General features: G+C 54.5%; 16 protein-coding genes. All 16 read right to left on the reverse strand.

All coding sequences use genetic code 11. The annotated features are described in order from the left end of the window. Positions 1-75: 75 nt before the first annotated feature. The 16 genes from VMT71_13410 to nuoE (VMT71_13485) all read right to left on the reverse strand — a co-directional run bounded on the left by VMT71_13410 (position 76) and on the right by nuoE (VMT71_13485) (position 20,310). Positions 76-1,818, reverse strand: coding sequence for an NADH-dependent [FeFe] hydrogenase, group A6 (locus VMT71_13410; protein ID HVN24964.1), 1,743 nt, complete (start codon positions 1,816-1,818; stop codon positions 76-78). A 4-nt stretch (positions 1,819-1,822) separates the two neighbouring features. Further along, positions 1,823-4,873 (reverse strand): NADH-quinone oxidoreductase subunit NuoF, encoded by a 3,051-nt coding sequence (gene nuoF / locus VMT71_13415; GenBank protein ID HVN24965.1) that lies wholly within the window; start codon positions 4,871-4,873, stop codon positions 1,823-1,825. 12 nt (positions 4,874-4,885) lie between these two features. Beyond that, positions 4,886-5,398, reverse strand: a complete 513-nt coding sequence (locus VMT71_13420) for an NAD(P)H-dependent oxidoreductase subunit E (GenBank protein HVN24966.1) — start codon at positions 5,396-5,398, stop codon at positions 4,886-4,888. Positions 5,399-5,440: 42 nt separating this feature from the next. Beyond that, entirely contained in the window at positions 5,441-7,195 is a 1,755-nt protein-coding gene (locus tag VMT71_13425; GenBank protein HVN24967.1) for an NADH-dependent [FeFe] hydrogenase, group A6, read from the reverse strand. 43 nt (positions 7,196-7,238) lie between these two features. Continuing rightward, positions 7,239-8,810: an NADH-quinone oxidoreductase subunit NuoF gene (gene nuoF / locus VMT71_13430; GenBank protein HVN24968.1), complete on the reverse strand. Its 1,572-nt coding sequence runs from the start codon at positions 8,808-8,810 to the stop codon at positions 7,239-7,241. Continuing rightward, on the reverse strand, positions 8,807-9,265 hold the full coding sequence (gene nuoE, locus VMT71_13435) for an NADH-quinone oxidoreductase subunit NuoE (GenBank protein HVN24969.1): 459 nt from the start codon (positions 9,263-9,265) through the stop codon (positions 8,807-8,809). Before nuoE (VMT71_13435) ends, nuoF (VMT71_13430) begins: the two co-directional genes overlap by 4 nt. A gap of 14 nt (positions 9,266-9,279) precedes the next feature. Next, positions 9,280-9,639 carry a hypothetical protein gene (locus VMT71_13440; protein ID HVN24970.1) on the reverse strand — a complete coding sequence of 120 codons (360 nt, stop codon included), beginning with the start codon at positions 9,637-9,639 and terminating at the stop codon, positions 9,280-9,282. A gap of 66 nt (positions 9,640-9,705) precedes the next feature. Then, on the reverse strand, positions 9,706-10,230 hold the full coding sequence (locus VMT71_13445; GenBank protein HVN24971.1) for an ATP-binding protein: 525 nt from the start codon (positions 10,228-10,230) through the stop codon (positions 9,706-9,708). 4 nt (positions 10,231-10,234) lie between these two features. Next, on the reverse strand, positions 10,235-10,987 hold the full coding sequence (locus VMT71_13450) for a PHP domain-containing protein (protein ID HVN24972.1): 753 nt from the start codon (positions 10,985-10,987) through the stop codon (positions 10,235-10,237). 2 nt (positions 10,988-10,989) lie between these two features. Beyond that, entirely contained in the window at positions 10,990-11,328 is a 339-nt protein-coding gene (locus tag VMT71_13455; GenBank protein HVN24973.1) for a hypothetical protein, read from the reverse strand. Beyond that, positions 11,315-12,703 carry a [Fe-Fe] hydrogenase large subunit C-terminal domain-containing protein gene (locus VMT71_13460; protein HVN24974.1) on the reverse strand — a complete coding sequence of 463 codons (1,389 nt, stop codon included), beginning with the start codon at positions 12,701-12,703 and terminating at the stop codon, positions 11,315-11,317. The genes VMT71_13455 and VMT71_13460 overlap by 14 nt, the downstream gene beginning before the upstream one ends. A 3-nt stretch (positions 12,704-12,706) precedes the next feature. Further along, positions 12,707-13,180, reverse strand: a complete 474-nt coding sequence (locus tag VMT71_13465) for an ATP-binding protein (protein ID HVN24975.1) — start codon at positions 13,178-13,180, stop codon at positions 12,707-12,709. After that, entirely contained in the window at positions 13,177-13,536 is a 360-nt protein-coding gene (locus VMT71_13470; GenBank protein ID HVN24976.1) for a DRTGG domain-containing protein, read from the reverse strand. Before VMT71_13470 ends, VMT71_13465 begins: the two co-directional genes overlap by 4 nt. 468 nt (positions 13,537-14,004) lie before the next feature. Next, the gene (gene fdhF, locus VMT71_13475) at positions 14,005-16,692 is read right to left on the reverse strand and encodes a formate dehydrogenase subunit alpha (protein ID HVN24977.1); all 2,688 of its coding nucleotides are present in this window, start codon (positions 16,690-16,692) and stop codon (positions 14,005-14,007) included. A 14-nt stretch (positions 16,693-16,706) separates the two neighbouring features. Beyond that, the gene (locus VMT71_13480; protein HVN24978.1) at positions 16,707-19,832 is read right to left on the reverse strand and encodes an FAD-dependent oxidoreductase; all 3,126 of its coding nucleotides are present in this window, start codon (positions 19,830-19,832) and stop codon (positions 16,707-16,709) included. 13 nt (positions 19,833-19,845) lie between these two features. Beyond that, a complete protein-coding gene (gene nuoE, locus VMT71_13485) occupies positions 19,846-20,310 on the reverse strand; it encodes an NADH-quinone oxidoreductase subunit NuoE (GenBank protein ID HVN24979.1) in 465 nt (154 codons plus the stop codon). Positions 20,311-20,705: the final 395 nt, after the last annotated feature.

The raw sequence follows: 20,705 nt of genomic DNA on the forward strand, positions 1-20,705 counted from the left end.
TGTTCAAGGCTGTGTCACACGGGGTCCGGCGTGCATAAGACATCCGTCCCCCGTGCCCAGCTCGTCAAATTCCCCTCAGTAGGTCTTGCTCCTCGGGGTATACTTCGTGTGGAGGAGCTTGTGGGACTTGTGGCCCAGAGGCTCGCCCAGGAAGTCCTCGTATATTTTCTTGATCGCAGGATTCTCATGCGATTTACGGTGCTTCAGTGCTCGGTCCTCTCCATAAAGAGCCTCTGCACGAAGCTTTCTTTTTTCATTACTTACAGGAATTGGTTGACCTCCGCCGCCGACGCATCCTCCTGGGCAGGCCATTATTTCGATGAAGTGGTACGCTTTTTCTCCTTTTTTCACGCTCTCCAGCAGCATCCTTGCATTACCCAGCCCGTGTGCAACGGCCACTCTGACGTCGCCGACGCCCTCGATGGGAATAACTGCCTCTTTGAGACCGTCGAGCCCGCGGACTTGCACGAAATCGAGGTTCTCCAGGGTTTTGCCTGTAAGCACCTCGTAAGCTGTCCGCAGCGCCGCTTCCATAACACCGCCGGTTGCGCCGAAGATGGTGGCTGCGCCCGTGTACTCTCCAAGAGGACTGTCATACGTTTCGTCGGGCAGATTGCGAAAATCGATGCCCGCCTCACGAATCATCGCTGCCAGTTCCCTTGTTGTCAGCACATAGTCGACGTCCGGGTAGCCGCTGCTGGCCATCTCAGACCTTCCACATTCAAACTTTTTCGCTGTGCAGGGCATGACCGAAACAACGACAATCTTGGACGGATCAATCTTTTCTCTTTCCGCAAAATAGGTTTTTGTGAGCGCTCCGAGCATCTGGTGCGGTGACTTGCACGTAGAGAGATTGGGAAGAAACTCGGGATAGAAATGTTCGGCAAATTTGATCCATCCGGGGGAGCAGCTGGTGATCATGGGGAGTACGCCGCCCTCCTTGACCCTCTTTATCAGTTCATTCCCCTCTTCGATAATAGTTAAGTCGGCAGTAAAGTTGGTGTCGAAGACGCGGTCGAAGCCCAATCTGCGCGCAGCAGCCAACATCTTGCCTGTCACCAGGGTTCCGGGAGGATAACCGAATTCCTCTCCCAGCGCTGCACGGACTGCGGGCGCATCCTGGATGACTACAAACTTGTCAGGATCGGAGAGCGCTTTCCACACGCCTTCTATATGCGATTTTTCAGTGATCGCGCCAACGGGACAAACAACAGAGCACTGTCCGCAGAAGGCGCAGACTGCCTCATTGAGGCTTGCGCGGAATGCTGGTTCCACCCTGCTTTCGAACCCCCGGCCCTGCACGAAGAGAGCACCTACCTTCTGCTGCTCCTGGCAGACCGTGACGCACCGGCGGCACAGGATACATTTGTTGGGATCGCGTCGCAGTGAAGGGGAGGCGTCATCGATTTCCCCTCCGCTCTTCTCGCCCGGGAACGTTACTTCTCTGACGCCAAGCTCCTCTGCAACTTTTTGCAGTTCGCAATTCAGATTCCGTGCGCACGTCAGACAGTCGAACGGATGATCCGAGACAAGCATCTCTACGGCGAATTTCCGCGCTTTTCTCACCCTTTCGCTGTTGGTCGTTACTACCATACCCTCAGCCGCAGGAAGCGTGCACGATGCCTGCAGATTCTTGTTCCCCTGCACGTCGACCAGACACACACGGCAGGCGCCGATTGCCTGCACTTCGGCAAGAAAGCACAGAGTGGGTATATGCACACCCGCTGCCCTGGCAGCGTCGAGAACGGATGCGCCTTCTTTCACTTCTACTTTTCGTCCATCCACAGTCAGGTTTATCTTTTTTGTCGTTTTTGTCATGGGGCTACTCCTCTTCTCTCAAATAGCAGTGAAGGCACCTTCGTGCTTCCTCTACCGCCGTTTTGATGGGATACGCAAGCACCACCTCGTCAAAGCTCCTGTAGCGGGCCGATAAGGGAACCTGGGGCTGTTCTTCTCTTTTCCTCTCGGTCTGGTACGCCTCCATGTCGTAGGTCGGATTAAGTGTGAGGAGGCTTCGACGGAACGCGCTCTCAGTAACTCCATTGCCACCCAGGTAGCGGTCTATGGCCATAGCCGATTTTTTTCCATCGGCAATGGCTTCTACCACTGTGGCCGGTCCTCTGACAGTGTCACCCGCCGCAAAGATACCGGCGCGGGTTGTGGCCAGGGATTTATCGACCTGGAGAGTTCCGTTGTCGGCAGGGCGTACACCATCGCCATTCAAATAAGAGAGATCCGGCTTCTGTCCTATGGCCGCAATGACCATGTCAGCCGGGACAACAAATTCAGAGCCGGGTATTGCTTCCGGTCTGCGCCTTCCACTGCTGTCAAATTTGCCGAGAGCAGAACGCACGCATTCGATGCCTGTCACTTTTCCGTTCTCAGTGATAATACGTTTAGGTGAGACAAGTGTGTTGATGTGCACGCCTTCTTTGTGTGCCTCTTCGACCTCCTCGATGTATGCGGGCATATCTTCCTTTTCCCGGCGGTAGAGTATGGAAACATCTGATGCACCCAGCCTGAGTGCGGAACGCGCCGCGTCGATCGCGACGTTGCCTCCGCCGATTACCGCGACCTTTCCGCGGGCCTTGATCGGTTTCTTCAGGCTCAGGTCTCTCAGGAACGTCACCCCTTCAATCACACCTTCTGTATCTTCGCCAGGGATGCCCATTTTTTGTCCGGCGTGTGCGCCGGTTGCCAGGAGTATTGCTTTATAACCATCGGCGAAGAGTTGTTCTGATGTGACATCCTTGCCGAACGTGCTGTTGAGCCGTATCTCTACGCCGAGATCCGTGATGAACGCGATCTCTGATTTCAGGATCTTCTTGGGTAACCTGTATTCCGGTATGCCGACTGCCAACATGCCGCCCGCAACAGGCAGTGATTCGAAAACCGTCACGCCGTAGCCCTTAAGGGCGAGGAAATAGGCTGCGGAAAGTCCTGCAGGACCCGCACCGATCACCGCCACGCGCATACCGTTGGAGGGTGCTGCCTGGGGCCGGTGGGGATCGAGGGACGCCATATCCTGGTCGGCGGCAAACCGCTTCAGAGCACAGATTGCGATCGACTCGTCCAGCTGGTTCCGGCGGCACTTGCCTTCGCAGGGATGGACACAGACCCGTCCGCACACCGCGGGAAAGGGATTGGCTTCCTTGATGACCGCTATGGCATCTTTGAATCTGCCCTCCGCAATCAAAGAAACATATCCCCATGCGTTCTGATCCGTCGGACACGCATTCTGGCATGGAGCATCAAATAGAGAACTGCAGACACCTGCGCGACAATGCTTATCGTGGATGTGTTCCTCGTACTCATGCTTGAAGAAGCGCAGTGTTGAGAGCACCGGATTAGGCGCAGTCTGGCCAAGACCGCATAGCGCAGAATCCTGGATCCGCTGCCCCAGCTCGATCAGCTTATCAATATCGTCTGCTTTTCCTTCGCCATGGGCAATGCGGTTGAGGATCTCGAGCATCCTCTTTGTGCCGATCCGGCATGGAGGGCACTTGCCGCACGACTCGTCCTGAATGAAGTCGACAAAGAAGCGCGCGAAGTCGACCATGCAGGTATCTTCATCGGTCACGATCAACCCGCCCGAGCCGACGATAGCGCCCAGCTGCGCAACCGATTCATAATCGATGGGTACATTCAGATGTTGGGCCGGAATACAGCCGCCGGAAGGACCGCCCAGCTGAGCTGCCTTGAATTTCTTGCCGTCCTTGATTCCTCCGCCGACGTTGAAAACCAGCTCGCCGAGCGGTGTGCCCATGGGGACCTCGACAAGGCCGGTATTGTTCACGCTCCCTGCCAGGGCAAAAACCTTGGTCCCCTTACTCTTCTCTGTTCCGAAGCTCGCATACCATTCCGCACCCTTGAGTATTATGGCCGGAATATTGGCGTAGGTTTCCACGTTGTTAAGAAGGGTGGGGGAATTGAAAAGACCGCGCACTGCCGGGAAAGGCGGCCTGGGCCTCGGCTCGCCCCGTTTTCCCTCTATGGAGAACATGAGGGCTGTCTCCTCACCGCAGACAAAGGCGCCCGCTCCGATACGAATATCGAGGTCGAAATCAAACCCGGTCTCAAAGATGTTCTTTCCCAGAAGCTTGAATTGTCTGGCCTGATTGATGGCCCAGCTCAACCTTTCGATGGCCAGCGGATATTCGGCCCTGACGTACACGTAACCCTGATGCGCACCAACCGCAAAACCTGCGATCGCCATTGCCTCGATGACGCTGTGGGGGTCGCCTTCAAGCACGCTCCTGTCCATAAACGCGCCCGGGTCGCCCTCGTCGGCATTGCAGACCACAAACTTCGTATCACCCTCGGCTTTGCTGGTGAAGCGCCATTTGAGGCCGGTTGGAAACCCGCCGCCTCCTCTTCCCCTGAGGCCTGATTTTACTATCTCATCGATCACCTGATCCTGCGTCATAGAGGTGAGCACTTTCGCGAGGGCGCCGTAACCGTCACGGGCGATGTACTCTTCTATGTTGAGAGGATTGATGATGCCGCAGTTCCTGAGAACGATCTTCTCCTGGGCCTTGAAGAAAGAGATGGCATTCAAGGACGGAATTGTCATCGATGTAGCCTTCTCCTTGTAGAGAAGCCGCTCCACGATCCTGCCCTTGAGCAAATGCTCTTCTACTATTTCTTCGGCATCCTCGACTTTGAGCTTCTGGTAGAGCACCCCTTCCGGATACACCAGTGCCAGAGGCCCGAGATCGCATGAACCGATGCAGCCTGTTTCAATCACACTGATCTCGTCCTGGAGTCCGAACTCCTTTACCTTCATCACCACGGCGTCTCTTATCTCACGGCAACCGGAGGAGACGCACGCAGCACCTGAACAGACCAATATATGGGCGCGATTCACATCCATGTTGATCACCTCTTACTCGTACTTTTGGAGGATTTCCATCAGTTTGGTGGTTTTCACCCGGCCATACACGTCATCATTGACCAGCATGGCCGGCGCCAGACCACATGCTCCTATACAGCGGACCACATCCAGGGAGTATCTCCGGTCTTCAGTAGTTTCACCTACACCCACAGAGAGTTCCTGTTTCACTTTCGCCAAGGCCCGCTGACCTCCACGGACATAGCACGCTGTTCCGAGACACACCTTCACACTGTTTCTTCCCTTCGGTGAAGTGGAAAAAAAGGAATAGAAACCGATAACACCATGGACCTGGCTAAGTGACAGGTCAAGGCCTTCGGCAACCTCCTGCTGTACCCTTTTCGGCAAGTAGCCGAACAAGTTCTGCGCCTTGTGCAGAACCATTATAAGGTTCTCAGGCTTGTTTCTGTTCTCCGCTATGATTTCGGCCAGCTTGGGATAGAGTTCTTCCTCTTTAACCTCTTCACAACGGCACTGATGATTCTCTTGTTGAACTTGGTCAGACATTCCTTCCTCCTTTACATGTCGAGTACTGTCAAGAATTCTTCTCTACTCCTGAATTGGCTTGCCATCGAACGCGCTGCGCCGCACATAATGCGTATGGAGGAGATGGTGAGCCTTTTCTGAGTTGGGTTCCTTCAGATATTTTTCGTAGAGACGCTTAACCGACGCATTCTCGTGCGATCTTCTCTTGGGCAGGGATTTATCCTCGGCGTAGAGCGCTTCGCCCCGACGAGCGCGGCGTGCCATGGTGCCGCCCCAGGGTTGACCTCCACCGCCGACGCATCCTCCCGGACAGGCCATTATTTCGATGAAATGGTATTCGCTTGTGCCTCCATCCTTCAATTGAGCAGAGACTTTGTCCAGCAGTTTGCGTGCGTTGCCCAGCCCATGCGCTACGGCGACCTTGAGATTGAGAGCGTCGACCGGGACCACGGCTTCCTTGACCCCCTGCATTCCTCTAACGGGAAGGATGTCGAGATTCTCCAGTTCCTTGCCGGTCACGAGAAAATAGGCGGAGCGCAGGGCTGCTTCCATAACACCGCCCGTCGCGCCGAAAATCGTGGCAGCGCCTGTGTATTCACCCAGCGGATCATCCGCGGGTTCATCAGGTAACTCCTTCAGGTCGATACCCGCCTCTTTCATCATGCGGGCGAGTTCCCTTGTCGTCAGCACATAGTCTACGTCCTGATACCCGCTTGACTTCATCTCGGGCCTTTCCGACTCGAACTTCTTTGCAGTGCAGGGCATGACAGAAACCGAGACGATCTTATTCGCGTCCAAGCCCTTGATTTCAGGATAGTAGGTCTTTGCAAGCGTGCCAAACATCTGCTGCGGTGATTTTGCTGTGGAGATGTGGCCGCGCAGGTCGGGATAAAAGGTCTCCATAAATTTTATCCATCCAGGGCTGCAGGAAGTAATAATGGGAAGCTTTCTGCCGCTCTTGATGGCGTTTACCACCTCGGTCCCTTCCTCCAATATTGTCAGGTCGGCGCTGAAATTGGTGTCGAACACCGCGTCGAATTTCATTCTCCGCAATCCGGCGTGCAGCTTTCCGGAAACCAGACTTCCCGGCTCCATTCCAAACTCCTCGCCCAGTTGAGCCCTGACAGCGGGTGCCTCCTGCACGACTACGTGCAGGTCAGGGTTATTGAGCGCTTTCCATACCTCCTCGGTGTGGCTTCTCTCATACAGCGCGCCCACCGGGCAGAAGACAGTGCATTGACCGCAGTTGACGCAGGCACTGTTGCCGAGCCCCAGGTTGAGTGTGGTGCTGATCGACGTATCAAAGCCCCGCTTGTCCAGGGTAAGGGCATTTACCGTCTGGATGTCCGAACATACATGAAGACAACGCCCGCAGAGAATGCACTTGTTCGGGTCCCTCACTATGGCTGTGCTGGATGTGTCCACCGGTTTTTTTCGTTTTGATCCGTAGTCTCCAATTTCCCTGATACCAACGTCGCGTGCCACGTCCTGCAGTTCGCACTTTCCATTCTTGATGCAGGTGAGACATTCGGCCACGTGATCGGAAAGGATAAGTTCAACAAGCTCTCTACGGGCTTTCCTCACGCGTGCCGAATTCGTTTCAATGGCCCAGCCTTTTTCCACCTGTGTGACACAGGCTCTTCGCAAGGCCGGAAACCCCTTAACTTCCACCACACAGATACCGCATGAACCTTCGGGGGTAAGATCAGGGTGATGACAAAGGGTCGGTATTGAGAAGTGTACTTTTTTCGCAGCTTCCAAAATCGTTGTCCCTTCCGGGACTTCAACCTCTACTTTATTAATCGTGGCTTTTATCATCTTTGCCGAAACCTCCTTCTGTAGTTCCGAGTACGTGCTATACTCAGCCGGCTAATTCATCGCGGAAGTATTTCATGCAGCTCGACACAGGAAGGTATAGGGACTGCCCCAGGGGACAAAAAGAAGTGTCCTTCATCGTTCCTGCGATCTGGAGTAGCCGGTCCAGATCACCGTTCTTGCTTTTCTTCTCCGCAACCCGGTCTATGATCTCTGTCATTTGTGCCGTTCCCAGCCGGCATGGCACGCAATGACCGCACGATTCGTGTTTAAAGAAATGGATGACATTTTTCAGCATGTCAAGCATGGATGTATCCTCGTTCATCACGAGGACGGCCCCGCTGCCCAGTGCCGCTGCGTATTCTTTCAAGTTAACGAAGTCCATCTGTACGTCGAGCATATCCGGACCGAGGAACGCTCCGGCTGCGCCTCCAACAAGAGCGCCCTTGAACTTCTTCCCCTTGGTGATGCCGCCGCCGTATTCGAAAATGATGTCTCTCAGTGTGGTTCCCATTTCCGTCTCGATGAGGCCCGGCGTTGCCACGTGTCCGAGTATCGTGTACACCTTGGTGCCCGTACACTTTGACGTGCCGTAATGCCTGAACCAGTCAGCCCCGTTCCTTACTATATCGGCCACGTTTGCAAGGGTTTCGACGTTGTTGACGACCGTCGGTTTGTCCCAGAGCCCCGCAACAACAGGGTAGGGCGGTTTGTTCCTGGGATGACCTCTTCGTCCTTCGAGGGACTCTATCAAGGCCGTTTCTTCGCCGCAGACATAGGCTCCTGCGCCCTTCATCACCTTTACATCAAAGCTGAAAGGAGATTCGAAGATCCTGCTTCCCAGAAGGCCCATCGTGCGGGCGTCTGCGATGGCCTTCTCGATGCGCTGTATGGAAAGGGCGTACTCGCCGCGTATGTACACAAATCCCTGGTTTGCTCCCACTGCGTAGCCCGCGATGATCATCCCTTCGAGCAGCTTGTGCGGATCTCCTTCAAGTATAAGCCTGTCTTTGAAAGTCCCCGGCTCGCCTTCATCGGCATTACAGATGATGAATTTTTCGTCGCCGGGCACCTTGCGGGCAAATTCCCACTTCATGGCGGTCGGGAAAGCAGCGCCTCCCCGTCCCTGAAGCCCTGACAGCTTCACTTCTGTAATAACCTCGTCCGGGGTCATTTTGGTCAGCGCCTTCGAGGCTCCCTCGTAACCTGCCGCAGCAATATATTCCTCGATGTTTTCCGGGTTAATAACGCCGCAGTTGCGCAGAACCACTCTCGGCTGCTCCTTCATCAAGCCTGTTTTATCGCGTTTGACGACAAAGCGTTTCGGCGCCTGTGTCAGCAGAAGCCTCTTAACAAGCCGTCCCTTGAGCAGATGTTCTTCGACCAGTTCGGGCACATCATCCTTTGTCACGTTCGCGTAATAGAGACCTTCGGGATAGACGACCAGGACCACTCCCTGTCCGGTGATGCCGAGAGAGCCTGTCTCCAGGACAGCTACTTCACCCGAGAGCCCCTGTCTTCGTATCTCCTGGACGAATTCCTCTTGAACAGCGCGCGCACCTGCCATGAGGGCGCCCGCATCAATGCCTATCAGCACGTGGTTTCTGACAGTGTTCATACGTTGCCCCTCCTTTCCTCCAGAATTGCGTCTATCCTTTCCGGAGTGAGCTTGCCGAACATCTCGTCATTGATCATGATAGCCGGAGCGACACCGCACACCCCGAGACAGCTGGCAAGCTCCAGTGTGAACGCACCGTCGGAGGTGGTCTCACCGACCTCGACTCCCAATCTTTTTTTCAGGTAATCGAGAGTGGACTCAGAGCCCATGAGATGGCACGGTGGCGAATCGCACAGCCTGATAATATTGCGCCCTCTGGGACTGAGACTGAACATTGTGTAGAACGTAGCCACCCCGTGTACGTAGCTGTACGGCACGTTCAAATAGTGAGCGCAGGCTTCTATGTCTTCCCGCGCCACATAGTGTTGTGGATTATTGTCCTGCAGCTCATGAAGCAGATACAGGATGTTATGAAGATCCGGAGTAAATTTCTTTAAAACCGTATCTCGGTACAATGCTCGTCCTCCTTTCACGCGGTTTCGATAACGTAATCAAGGACAGGGCGTCCGTTCACAAGATGCTCTGCCACGACCCGTATAGCCTTGCCCGCATCCATGTTACCGTAAACTACCGTTGGTTTCCCTTCCTCAAGGACCTCTATTAACGGCTCCTGAGAAGCGAGTCCCTTCTCTCCTGTCTGAGTCACGATTACATCGGTCAGCTTCCGCCTGGAAATCTCATCAACGAGCGCCCGGAGCACGTCCCGCGCCCCCGACGCAATACCGCTGGTGCCCATCCCCACGACCACTTTCACTCTTGCCTCTTTTCCCCGCAGCTCGATGTCTTTCTTTGCCCGTTCCCTGATTGCTTTTAACTCCTCCAGGTTCATAGTGCTCCACCTCCATGAATGATGTTCTTAAACTGCATTAATCTCGTGTACCAATTTCTGCCATCATCACACGTTCAGGTACTCTTTCAGGAACTCGACCACTTCCGGATGGTTGATCGGAACCCCTTCCAGGCTGTCGTTGATTTCCTTGGTATCGAACGTGAACTCCTCTTGATCAGGACAATAGCGAAAGCGGAAACGTACCTCAGGATTGCTGACACAAAGAAGAAAAAATGTCTCCTTCACCTTACCCAGGGGAGGCAGATCAGGGTGATCGAGCGCAAAGCTCGCCCGTATCTCCGTCCCTTTGCCGTTGCTGCTCTCCAGCATGAATTCACCCTCGCACATTTCGGCGACTCCCTTCAGGAGGGGAATGCCCAGTCCGATGTTCTTTCCCGGCTTGGTCGAAAAAAAGGGATCGGTCACGCTTTTCACCATGGTGTCGTCCATGCCCTTGCCGTCATCCACAATGGCCAGCGACAAGAGGTTTCGAGGCTTGTCAGCCACCACTGATATGGCCACGTTGCGGGCTCCTGCCCGAACAGAATTCATGGCTATGTCCATCAAATGATCGCTCAGTTCTTCCAACATCCTCTTAACCCTCTGTGTATCCGGCCAGCAATTCTGAGGTTTCAGCAACATTCCGGAGCGCGTCGGCCAGTTCTCTGAAAGTCGCTTCCTTCATAGGTAGAGAGATCCGCTTACCACCAATCTCGTCCAGGTGATGCGCATCGGAGAAACTGACAATAGGCAGATTCTTCGCTTTAATGAAGGGAAGAAGGCTCGGGAGTTTTTTTCGGTCAGAGATTTCCAGCGCGTCGAACTGCACATCATCCGGAACGTAGCCCAGCTGGCTTACAAGGCTGAACGTTAAACTATCTATATGCGAAGGAATCACCAGCCCCCCGTGGGCCTTGATCCAGGATACTGCATCGTTGACTGATATGTTTGCGGAATTGAGAAGAAGCCTCTGCTCGAACCGCACGATGTTGTCTTTCTCGTCCACAACAACCTGGTCCCCAAAATAGTCGGGTCTGTTGTCGACCGCCGGAAGCAGGCCGTACACGAGTTCCTGGAGCGCCATGGCTGTTTCGTAATCCTCAAAAAGAGCCAGCAGGTGCACTTCCTCCATCGTCTGCAGTTCCATGCCGAAGAGAACCACGGGGCCCGACTCCCGGCTCAGAAGCGCAGCATACTTGCCGTTTTCAGCCATGTTATGATCCGTTATGGCTATAATGTCCAAGCCGACCTCTTTCGCCTTTTCCACGATAGCCCGGGAAGACATCTCCAGCGCCGAGCAGGGTGACAGGGTGGAATGTATATGCAGGTCACAGGAAAAAGGCCTCACTCTTAACCTTTATTTAAAAACTGGTATGCGCGGCCGGTAATTTCGAAAGCAGACAAAGCGCTCCTCAACAGCGCAATCCCTTCTGCTCGTGCCCTTTCAACCACGTCACTTTCAACGTTCAAGTTACGGGGGGTAATGATACCAACTATGTTTTTCAGTTTTGCAACCCCCAGGATATTAATGTGACGCTGCACGGTAACCCACACCGAATTTTCAGGCGCATGAGCAATCACATCCGAAAGAAGGTCCGACGTATAACCAGCTCTAACAGTCTCTCCCAGGTTGACCTCACCCGTCAGGATTTCGAGGTCAAGCCGCTCTGCAAGGTCACGAAGGGTCATTCTTCCTCCCTGCTTCCAAAGGTATCATTGGCCTACCCTTACTGTCTTTTGACGAAGTGTCGGCCATCGCGTGCGGCAGTTTTCTTGCCAGATCGAGTATCTCCCCTGCAAGCGTTTTTACGCGCTCCCTCAGTTTGACTATACAATCCGTGTCGAAAGCCATCCCTCTGATAATGTCCTCGGCCAGAGCCCGGCAGTTGGGTGCTCCGCACGCGCCACAATCGAGTCCGGGAAGACCGTTGGTCAGTTCATCAAGGCGCTCCATCTTCTCAAGGGCCTTCGACACATCCTCATCAAGACTCAGGATGGGCCGCGGCAGGACAGTTTCAGTGGCCCAGAATTCGGTGGCTTCGTAAAATGCTTGCAGTTGTTCTTCGTTGTAAAATGTTTCTTTCGTTTTTGCTTTATTGACCAAATTCTTAATATTGATCCTCGCAGCGAAGATATTCTGAATGTTGAGCGGGCCTGCCACGCATCCTCCCGAACAGGCCTGCACTTCCACAAAATCGAGATCCTGCAATCCACCGCGCTCTATCTCTTCGAAGACGCTTATCGCATTCTGGATTCCGCCAGTGGAGAGCGTGGAAGGAGAACCGATCGCTCGTGACTCTCCTGTAAGATAGCCCCACGCAATGCCCCGGCTGGTGGCCTTCTGCAAGCCAGTCCTGTTTCCTTTGACCTCGCTGACTGCCTTGACGAGGTCCTTGTAAATGAAAGAGGCTCCGATGACCCCGTCCACGGCAGAGCGCCTGATGTTCAGGGGCTGTCTTACTTCCGTGACTTTTGCAGGACAGGGTGAGATGAAGAAGGTGCCGATCTTCTCGTACGGGAGACCGGTGGCTTTCATCGCATCCTTTTTCGCGAGGCGGGCAGCCACTTCCATTGGACTCATTATGGGCGCCACGTGTTCCAGGAGGTCGGGGAATCTCATCTGCAGCAGGCGGATGACGCCCGGGCAGGCTGAAGAGATCAAGGGTCTCTTGTAAGTTTTGGTGGCCAGATACCTGCCAACCATGTGGCCTACCACTTCGGCTGCCAGCGCCACTTCGTATACCTGGTCGAAACCGATGTTGAGAAAGGCTTCCAATATTTTCTCGATCTCGGCTTTGGGCCCGAACTGGCCGAAGAAGGATGGTGCCGGAAGAACGATCCTGTACTCGAAACCGGGAAGCATGTCGAGAGTGTCGGTGACGGCTACCTTCGCGTGATTTGGGCAGCACCGGATGCACTCTCCGCAATCTATGCAGCGTTCCTCAATGATCCTTGCCTTGCCTTGATGGACCCGTATCGCCTCAACGGGACAACGCTTGATGCAGTTGGTGCACCCCTGGCACTTGTCGGTGTCGAGCTTTACAGAATGGAAGTAAGTAGCCATACCTCACTCTCTCTTCTCTACAAGTGTTGGGCTCGCTCTCAGAGAGATTGTTGCTTCGAGCAGGGTCCCGACGCCCGGCTCAGACTTTATGGTGAGGTGATCAGAGCACATTTTTATGTTCGGCAATCCCATTCCAGCCCCGAAACCCATTTCCCTCACTTCGAGAGGGGCGGTGGAATAGCCTTCCTGCATCGCAAGCTCTATATCGGGAATGCCTGCTCCCTTGTCCTCCGAAATTATAGAAACCTCTTCAGGAATGATGACGATCTTGAGCTTTCCAGAATGGCCGTGTATCACTACATTCATGGCCGCTTCGTAGACAATAATGGCCGCGTTCTTTACCACGTCTTCCCTGAGGCCCAGTTGCTGCAGGGCCTTCTTTGTCTTCGAAGCCGCTTCGCCTGCTAGCAGAAAGTCTTTTTCCGGTATGATGAACTCCATTACAAGGCGTGGGCCGGCTGTGGGTGATGCGGTCACTGTATGCATCCTCGCTTTGTGCCTTGAATGCCACTCTCGTAAAGCAGGCCGCAGCACTTGAAAATGAGCAGATCGGTCGAGAGCACGGGAATGGGGCCGCCGTTCATCTGTTCGATCACCGAAGCGTCTGGTTTCTTACCGCCGACAAAAATAACGCCGACTGCGTCCATGACTTCAGCGGTATGGAGCACGTGAGGATTGGTAAGCGTGGTGATGAGCAATGTATCTGAACTGGCAAATGCCAGCATATCGCTGATCAGATCGCAGGCGAACCCGGTCTTGACCTCTCGGTCAAGCAAATGCTCGCCGTACAGAACTTCAGCGCGAAGAACATTCTGAACTTCCCGTAAGGTCATGCCAGTCTCTCCTTCGTACTGCACTCTCTTTTGCTTGTCTATTTTGTGTTCCCCCTCAACCGGGTATCGGGAGTCATCATCCATCTGAAGGATCGAACAGGCTCTACCAGCCATTCGTTAAAAGAATTCAGGAGGTTAGGTTGAGTGAAATCATTCACAAACAACAACCTATACTACCACTATTAGCTAATCTTGTCAATGTAAGTTTTTAAGAAAATCAGGAGGGAACTGGACCTGTTGACTGCAGAAGCTGACCCCGTGAAAAATAGCTCTGGTGGCCAAAACAAAGGTGTTTCGGCCGTTGTGTGAGCTCCGTTCGCACAAGATTTTCTGTATGCATTCGGCAACGCATGTTGTATCCAAAAGGGAAATGTACCCCCACTGTCGAACCTCTGTGATCTCGCCTCCGCACAAGCATGGCTTGTATACCGTGGGTGCAGGGCCGCGGAGGTGGTGCACAAAAGTTCGTTACACTTTTTCTATCTTCACCGCGCAGACCTTATACCCAGGAATCTTAGACACGGGGTCCAGGGCATCGATGGTCAAAAGATTTACAGCGGCCTCTTTGAAGTGGAACGTCATGAAGACAACGCCAGGTGGAAGGTTATCGGTTGGCCTGGCTTTGACCGTGACTGCGCCTCTGCGGGAACTCACTTTCACCAGGCCATCACCCTGTTGTATGCCCAGTCGTTCCGCATCAGCCGGGTTCATCTCAAGCGTGCCTTCCGGGTAGATTTCCATCAGGCCTTTTGATTTGCGGCTGAGCATGGCGTGATAATGGTAGAGGACGCGCCCCGTGGTGAGAACAAAAGGGTATTTTTCGTCGGGCAATTCGGGAGGTGCTACGTAGGGTGTGATATGGAACTTCCCTTTGCCGCGCGTGAATGCTCCCTTGTGAAGGTGCTGTGTGCCCGGGTGATCTTTGCTCGGGCAAGGCCACTGGAGCCCGACACGATCGATACGGTCATACGTGATGCCGCCATAAGAGGGGGTGACCGACGCGATTTCGGTCATTATATCCGCACACGATCCGTACTCCATTTGATAGCCCAGTCTTGTCGATAAATCGCAGATGATTTGCCAATCGGGACGAGCGTGCCCTATCGGGTCAATGGCTTTGCGAACGCGCTGCACGCGCCTTTCCGTATTGGTATAGGTACCATCTTTTTCAGCGAAACTGACACCGGGCAGGACAACGTGCGCAAGCTCAGCCGTCTCTGTCATGAATATATCCTGCACACACAGGAACTCCAGGTGCTTCAGTTCCTTCTTGATCTTGTTCCCATTGGGGTCTGTGAGTAAGGGGTTCTCGCCCAGCACGAAGAGGGCCTTTATCTTTCCTTCTCCAATCGCGCTCATCATCTCAGTGAGCGTCATGCCGGGTTTGGCTGCAAGAGGGACCTTCCACGCCTTTTCAAATTTCTCCTGGACTGTTTTGTCGTCTACGCGCTGGTATGCCGTATACACATTGGGCAAGCCACCCATGTCACAGGCACCCTGCACGTTGTTCTGCCCCCGCAGTGGATTTACGCCCGAGGAGGGCTTGCCGATCTGGCCCGTTACCATAGCGAGGTTCGCGAGAGCCAGAACATTGTTTGTTCCTGTTGTGTGCTGGGTGATTCCCATAGCGTAGAGTATTGTGCCGCCGCGGGCGTGGGCATAGAGCCTTGCCGCTTCAATGATATCTTTCGCCGGAACGCCTGTGATCTTCTCAACGGCTTCCGGCGTATACTCTGCGACCGATTCAGCCAGGGCATCGAAACCCTCGGTGCGTTCGTCAATGAATGTCTTGTTGAGCCATCCTTCAGCGATGATAACATGAATCATCCCGTTGATGAGAGCCACATCCGTCCCGGGTGCTTGCTGCAGATGAAGCGCAGCATAATCAACAAGGTCTATCCTGCGGGGATCCGCGACGATAATTTTTGCACCCTTCTGGCGTGCCGCCTTCTTCACTTCAAGTGCAATCACAGGATGATTCTCGCTCGTATTCGAGCCTATGATGAAGATGCAGTCGGCATCCCCTATTTCTGCAATGGAGTTTGTCATTGCGCCGCTTCCAAATGCCATCGCCAGACCGGCGACGGTAGAGGAGTGTCAGAGACGTGCGCAGTGATCAACATTGTTTGTGCCTATGGCCGCCCGGGCGAGTTTCTGCAGGAGATAGTTCTCCTCATTAGTGCATTTGGCCGACACGAGAACGCCAATCGCATCGGGGCCGTGTTTCTTCTTGACTTCCTGAAAGGCTTCCGCAACCCTCGTAAGGGCTTCATCCCACGAAGCTTCGCGCACTTGCCCTTTCTGTCTTACAAGCGGGTGCGTGAGTCGTTCAGGGCTGTGGACATAATCATAGCCGAACCTTCCTTTGACGCAGGTCCACCCGTTGTTCATGCCGAGTTGCCGGTCCGATGTCACTTTCACGATCTTATTCTCTTTTGTATTGAGCACGAGCGTGCACCCTACGCCGCAGTAAGAGCACGTCGTCGCAGTCTTTGCAAGTTCCCATGCCCTTCCCTTGAAGCGCCCCGCCTTCTCGCTCAAAGCCCCCACAGGACAGACGCTCACACAGTTGCCACAGAAGACGCAAGGTGTCTGCTGCATGTTGGCGTCGGAGAAGGCGGCAAGCTTCGTGTTAAAACCGCGCTGCGTCTGGTCGACGGCTGCGCAGTACTGGACCTCGTGCATCACGGTGACACATCGCGCGCACAGGATACACTTGTTGTAGTCTCTTTCGAAGAAGGGGTTCATCGAACGAATAGGATAGTTGTGGCGTGCCCCTTCAAAGCGCGGTTTGCGTATGCCGTACTCGTAGGCATATTTCTCGAGCTTGCATGAGCCGCTATCCTCACAGGTCATGCAGTCGTAGGGATGGTCGGAGAGAAGAAGCTCGATTACCTGTTTCCGTGCTTTCAGTACACGATCAGTGTCGGTTCGTACGACCATCTTACTTGCGACCGGGTAGGCGCAAGAAGCCACAAGGGTTCTCATGCCCTCGACTTCTACGACACAGAGACGGCATCCCGTTGTTGGAGTCAGATCTTTTCTGTAACAGAGATGGGGTATGGAAATCCCCACGCTCTTCGCCGCCTCGATGATCGGTGTACCCTCCGGCACGCGTACTTCATGGTTGTCGATTAAAAGGTCTATTTCACTCATAGTGTGGGTTCCTCTTAATGTTCAAGGTCGCACCGCAGGCAGCGTCGTGCTTCCATAAGCGCCGCTTCCTCGACAAAGCCGAGATTAACTTCAGAGAAGCTCCGGATCCTTCGGCCGACGCCAAGGTAGGCCATTCGCGCTCTGGGCTGCGCTCCTTCCTCCTGCTTCCCATCTCCGTCGTACTTGGGTACGTCGGCGCGCCGCAGCGCCCTGTACACGCGATCCTTGCGCAGGTCCTGGCCCTTCAGGTACCTGTCGATGGATTGGGCGCCTTCATAACCTTCGGCCATAGCCTGCACCACGGTGGACGGGCCTATATTCACATCGCCTCCGGCGAACACGCCTGGGATATGAGTCTCGAGGGTTATCGGATCAACCTGTATTGTGCCGTTTCGCCTGGTCCTGAAGCCATCCTTGTAAGGCAAGCCGCTCAGTTCAGGTGCATAGCCAACCTCTGGTATGACCGTATCCACATCGAGTACGAATTTCGAGCCCCGTATCGGGCTGGGGCGTCTTCTCCCGGTTTCATCATAGTCGCCTAACTCCATGCGTATACATTCCAGCCCCTTTACCTTGCCTCCGTGGGGAATGATGCGGGTCGGCGCCAGAAGATACATCATGTGTATTCTTTCGTCCTCTGCCTCCTCCAGTTCTTCCGGGTTTGCCGGCATCTCTTCGGCTGTGCGCCGGTAGACGACATAGACGTCTCTTGCCCCAAGGCGCACAGCGAGGCGCGCTGCATCAATTGCGACGTTGCCGCCCCCTATTATTGCGACTCTCTCGCCCACGTGCACCTCTTCACCCAGGTTCACCTTGCGCAAAAAGTCGATGCCGAGCAACACCCCCTCAGAATCCTCACCCGGAATATTCAACCGTATGTTGCCATGGGCGCCGAGGGCCAGGAAGACTGACTTGTAGCCTTGCTGCAGGAGGTCCTGAACGGTGAAGTCCCTGCCGAGAGCCTTATTGAGCTGGATGTCCACGTTGTGCTGCCTGATGAAGCGGACATCGTATTCGATTATCTCAGGAGGCAGGCGAAAGTCAGGAATACCGACAGCCAGCATTCCGCCCACCACAGGCAGGGCCTCAAAAACGTTGACCTGGTAGCCACGCCTCCCAAGGTGGTATGCGCAATTGAGCCCGGCAGGTCCCGCCCCCACCACGGCCACCCGTTCTTTTTTCGCCTTTTCGATGAACGTCGGGGGCGGCATTTTGCCCTGCTTCATTTCCCAGTCGGCGGCGTACCTCTTCAAAGCGCATATTGCAATCGGCTCATCTACCTCTCCCCGCTTGCACATTTTTTCGCACGGGTGATTGCACACACGGCCGATAACACCCGGAAGTGGCATATTGAGGCGTATCAGGCTCAGAGCCTCTTCGTACCGCTTGGCGCCGATAAGTGAGACATAACCGACCGCGTCCACGCGGCACGGACACGTGTTTTCACACGGCGCAAAGGTGAGCGACTCACAGCTGCCAGCCGGACAATATTTGTTTCGTATGTGTGTTACGTACTCCTCCCTGAAGTGGCGGATGGTCGAGAGCACTGGATTGGGGCAGCTCTGACCGAGTCCGCAGAGAGAGGCATCCTTTATGCTCTCGCCCATGTCCTCCAGCAGCTCGATGTCGCCCTCCTGTCCTTCGCCCCGTGTAATACGAGTCAGGATCTCGAGCATACGTTTTGTGCCTATGCGGCAGGGGACGCACTTTCCGCACGACTCGTCTTCTGTAAACGCAAGGAAGAAGCGGGCGATGTCCACCATGCACGTCCTCTCGTCCATGACGATCATTCCGCCTGAACCCATCATGGATCCCGCCTGCGTCAATGATTCATAGTCAATAGGCAGATCGAGGTACTTGGGCGGCAGGCAGCCGCCCGACGGACCGCCCATCTGCGCTGCTTTAAAGAGGCGGCCATTGGGTATGCCTCCGCCGATCTCATAGATGACCTTTCGCAGGGTGGTACCCATGGGCACTTCCACCAGCCCGGTATTGTTGATCTTGCCTGTCAGGGAGAAGATCTTTGTGCCTTTGCTCCCTTCTGTGCCTACGGACGCGTAGGCCTTTGCGCCCTCGAGAATGATTGAGCGGACATTTGCATAGGTCTCCACATTGTTGATGTTTGTAGGCTTGCCCCAGAGGCCTGCGACCGCAGGAAAGGGCGGGCGCGCCCGAGGCATGCCGCGCTTGCCCTCAATGGATGCAAGGAGTGCTGTTTCTTCCCCGCAGACGAACGCTCCTGCACCCTCTTTGATTTTCAGGTGAAAGTTGAAACCGGAACCGAGGACATCGTCGCCAAGCAGGCCGAGACTCTCCGCATCCGCGATTGCTTTCTTGAGGTTCTCGACTGCGAGAGGGTATTCGGCTCTGACGTAGACGTAGCCGCTTGCCGCTCCAATAGCATAAGCGGCGACAATCATACCTTCGAGTACGAGATGCGGATTACCCTCGAGGACGCTTCTGTCCATGAACGCGCCGGGGTCGCCCTCGTCAGCGTTACAGACTATATATTTCACGTCTCCGGGAGAACTGCGCGTGAAGCGCCATTTCCTGCCGGTCGGAAAACCTGCACCGCCCCGTCCGCGAAGGCCCGCCTTCTCCACCTCCTCGATCACCTCTTCGGGTGACATACGGGTCAGTGCCTTGCCGATAGCAGCATAGCCGTCATGGGCTATATAATCCCGGATGCTGGTTGGATCTATGCGCCCATTGTCACTGAAGACTCTACGCATCTGGTGCTTGTAAAAGGGTACTTCATGATCGTAGATGACCGCCTTGTCCGTGAGGGGATTCACATAGAGCAGCCGTTGTATCACCCGGCCTCCGACAAGGGTCTCCGAGACGATTTCCGGTACATCATTTACGGTAACCGACTGATAAAAAATCTCCTGCGGGAGGATGACCACCACCGGACCGCGCTCGCAGAAGCCGTGACAACCCGTCGGCAGGACGTCAACTTTTCCGGCAAGGCCCTGCTTCTCTATTTCTTCGGTGAACATCTGCCGTACTTCACCACCGCCCCAGGCACGACAACCTGTTCCACCGCATACCGTAATGCAGGGTTTGTTGGGGTCCCGTTCGCTCAGGATCTCCTCTCGAAATTTTGAAAGATCTGTGTCAGACTTGAGTTTCGACTCCAAGAGCGCTCCTCCCTTACATGTACTGTTTCAGAACCTTTTCGACCTTAGCGGGTGTGAGCTTGCCATAATAATTCTTGTCCACCAGGATGACGGGCGACAGCGCGCACGCGCCCAGGCAGGCCACAGTTTCAAACGTGAATTTCATATCATCCGTGGTCTGATTCTCGTTTACCCCCAGAAACTGCTGAACCGATTTGAGTACGGCCTTTCCGCCCCGGACATGGCACGCGGTTCCGCGGCAGACCCTGACCGTATGGCGGCCCCTCGGGGTCAGGTAAAATTGCGAATAGAACGTTACCACGCCGTATATGCGACTCAGCGGGACAGAGAGTTGTTCGCCCACCTTTTTCAGAGCCTTTTCCGGAAGGTAGCCGTACACTGCCTGTACCTCCTGCAGGATGGTTATGAGGGCTCCTGTTTCTTTCCCATGCCGCTCAAGAATAGGATCAATCTTACTGATGTCCAGCGGTTCAGCCATGTATTGTTCTCCCCGGATCGTTCGGAATGGCGCACAGTGAACTTATACAGCGTAGCGCAAAGTGTCCCGTACACGTTTCTGCGTGTTCATTTGGTAAAACAGAATAGTATAATGGAAATTACGCCGGTTTTGCAAGAGGCTGTTTACCGTCGTCAGGGTGTGCGACAGGCTCCTTTCAGACCCTTTCGGAGCCACCTGAGGAAGGATATCGAGGCGTTCGGTACGGTAAACGGTTACACCCTTATTTTGTGAGGAGCACAGGGCACTTCGCGCCCTTCAGGACGTTCCTTGCAATACTTCCGATAAGGTATTTCCGCAAACCGGTCTGCCCGAGTGAAGCTATCACGATGAGATCGATTCCCTTCTCTTCTTCTTCTTTCAGTATCTCTTCCGAA

This window comes from Syntrophorhabdales bacterium (assembly GCA_035541455.1).
In the GTDB taxonomy this organism is placed as follows: domain Bacteria; phylum Desulfobacterota; class Syntrophorhabdia; order Syntrophorhabdales; family WCHB1-27; genus JADGQN01.

Excerpts from the sequence above, each read along its gene's own strand:
- VMT71_13410 (HVN24964.1), bottom strand. The coding sequence starts at position 1,818 with ATGACAAAAACGACAAAAAAGATAAACCTGACTGTGGATGGACGAAAA.
- VMT71_13460 (HVN24974.1), bottom strand. The coding sequence starts at position 12,703 with ATGGCTACTTACTTCCATTCTGTAAAGCTCGACACCGACAAGTGCCAG.
- nuoF (HVN24968.1), bottom strand. The coding sequence starts at position 8,810 with ATGAACACTGTCAGAAACCACGTGCTGATAGGCATTGATGCGGGCGCC.
- nuoE (HVN24979.1), bottom strand. The coding sequence starts at position 20,310 with ATGGCTGAACCGCTGGACATCAGTAAGATTGATCCTATTCTTGAGCGG.
- VMT71_13445 (HVN24971.1), bottom strand. The coding sequence starts at position 10,230 with ATGTTGGAAGAACTGAGCGATCATTTGATGGACATAGCCATGAATTCT.
- nuoF (HVN24965.1), bottom strand. The coding sequence starts at position 4,873 with ATGGATGTGAATCGCGCCCATATATTGGTCTGTTCAGGTGCTGCGTGC.
- VMT71_13425 (HVN24967.1), bottom strand. The coding sequence starts at position 7,195 with ATGATAAAAGCCACGATTAATAAAGTAGAGGTTGAAGTCCCGGAAGGG.
- VMT71_13420 (HVN24966.1), bottom strand. The coding sequence starts at position 5,398 with ATGTCTGACCAAGTTCAACAAGAGAATCATCAGTGCCGTTGTGAAGAG.
- VMT71_13455 (HVN24973.1), bottom strand. The coding sequence starts at position 11,328 with ATGACCCTTCGTGACCTTGCAGAGCGGCTTGACCTCGAAATCCTGACG.
- VMT71_13440 (HVN24970.1), bottom strand. The coding sequence starts at position 9,639 with ATGAACCTGGAGGAGTTAAAAGCAATCAGGGAACGGGCAAAGAAAGAC.
- VMT71_13470 (HVN24976.1), bottom strand. The coding sequence starts at position 13,536 with ATGACCTTACGGGAAGTTCAGAATGTTCTTCGCGCTGAAGTTCTGTAC.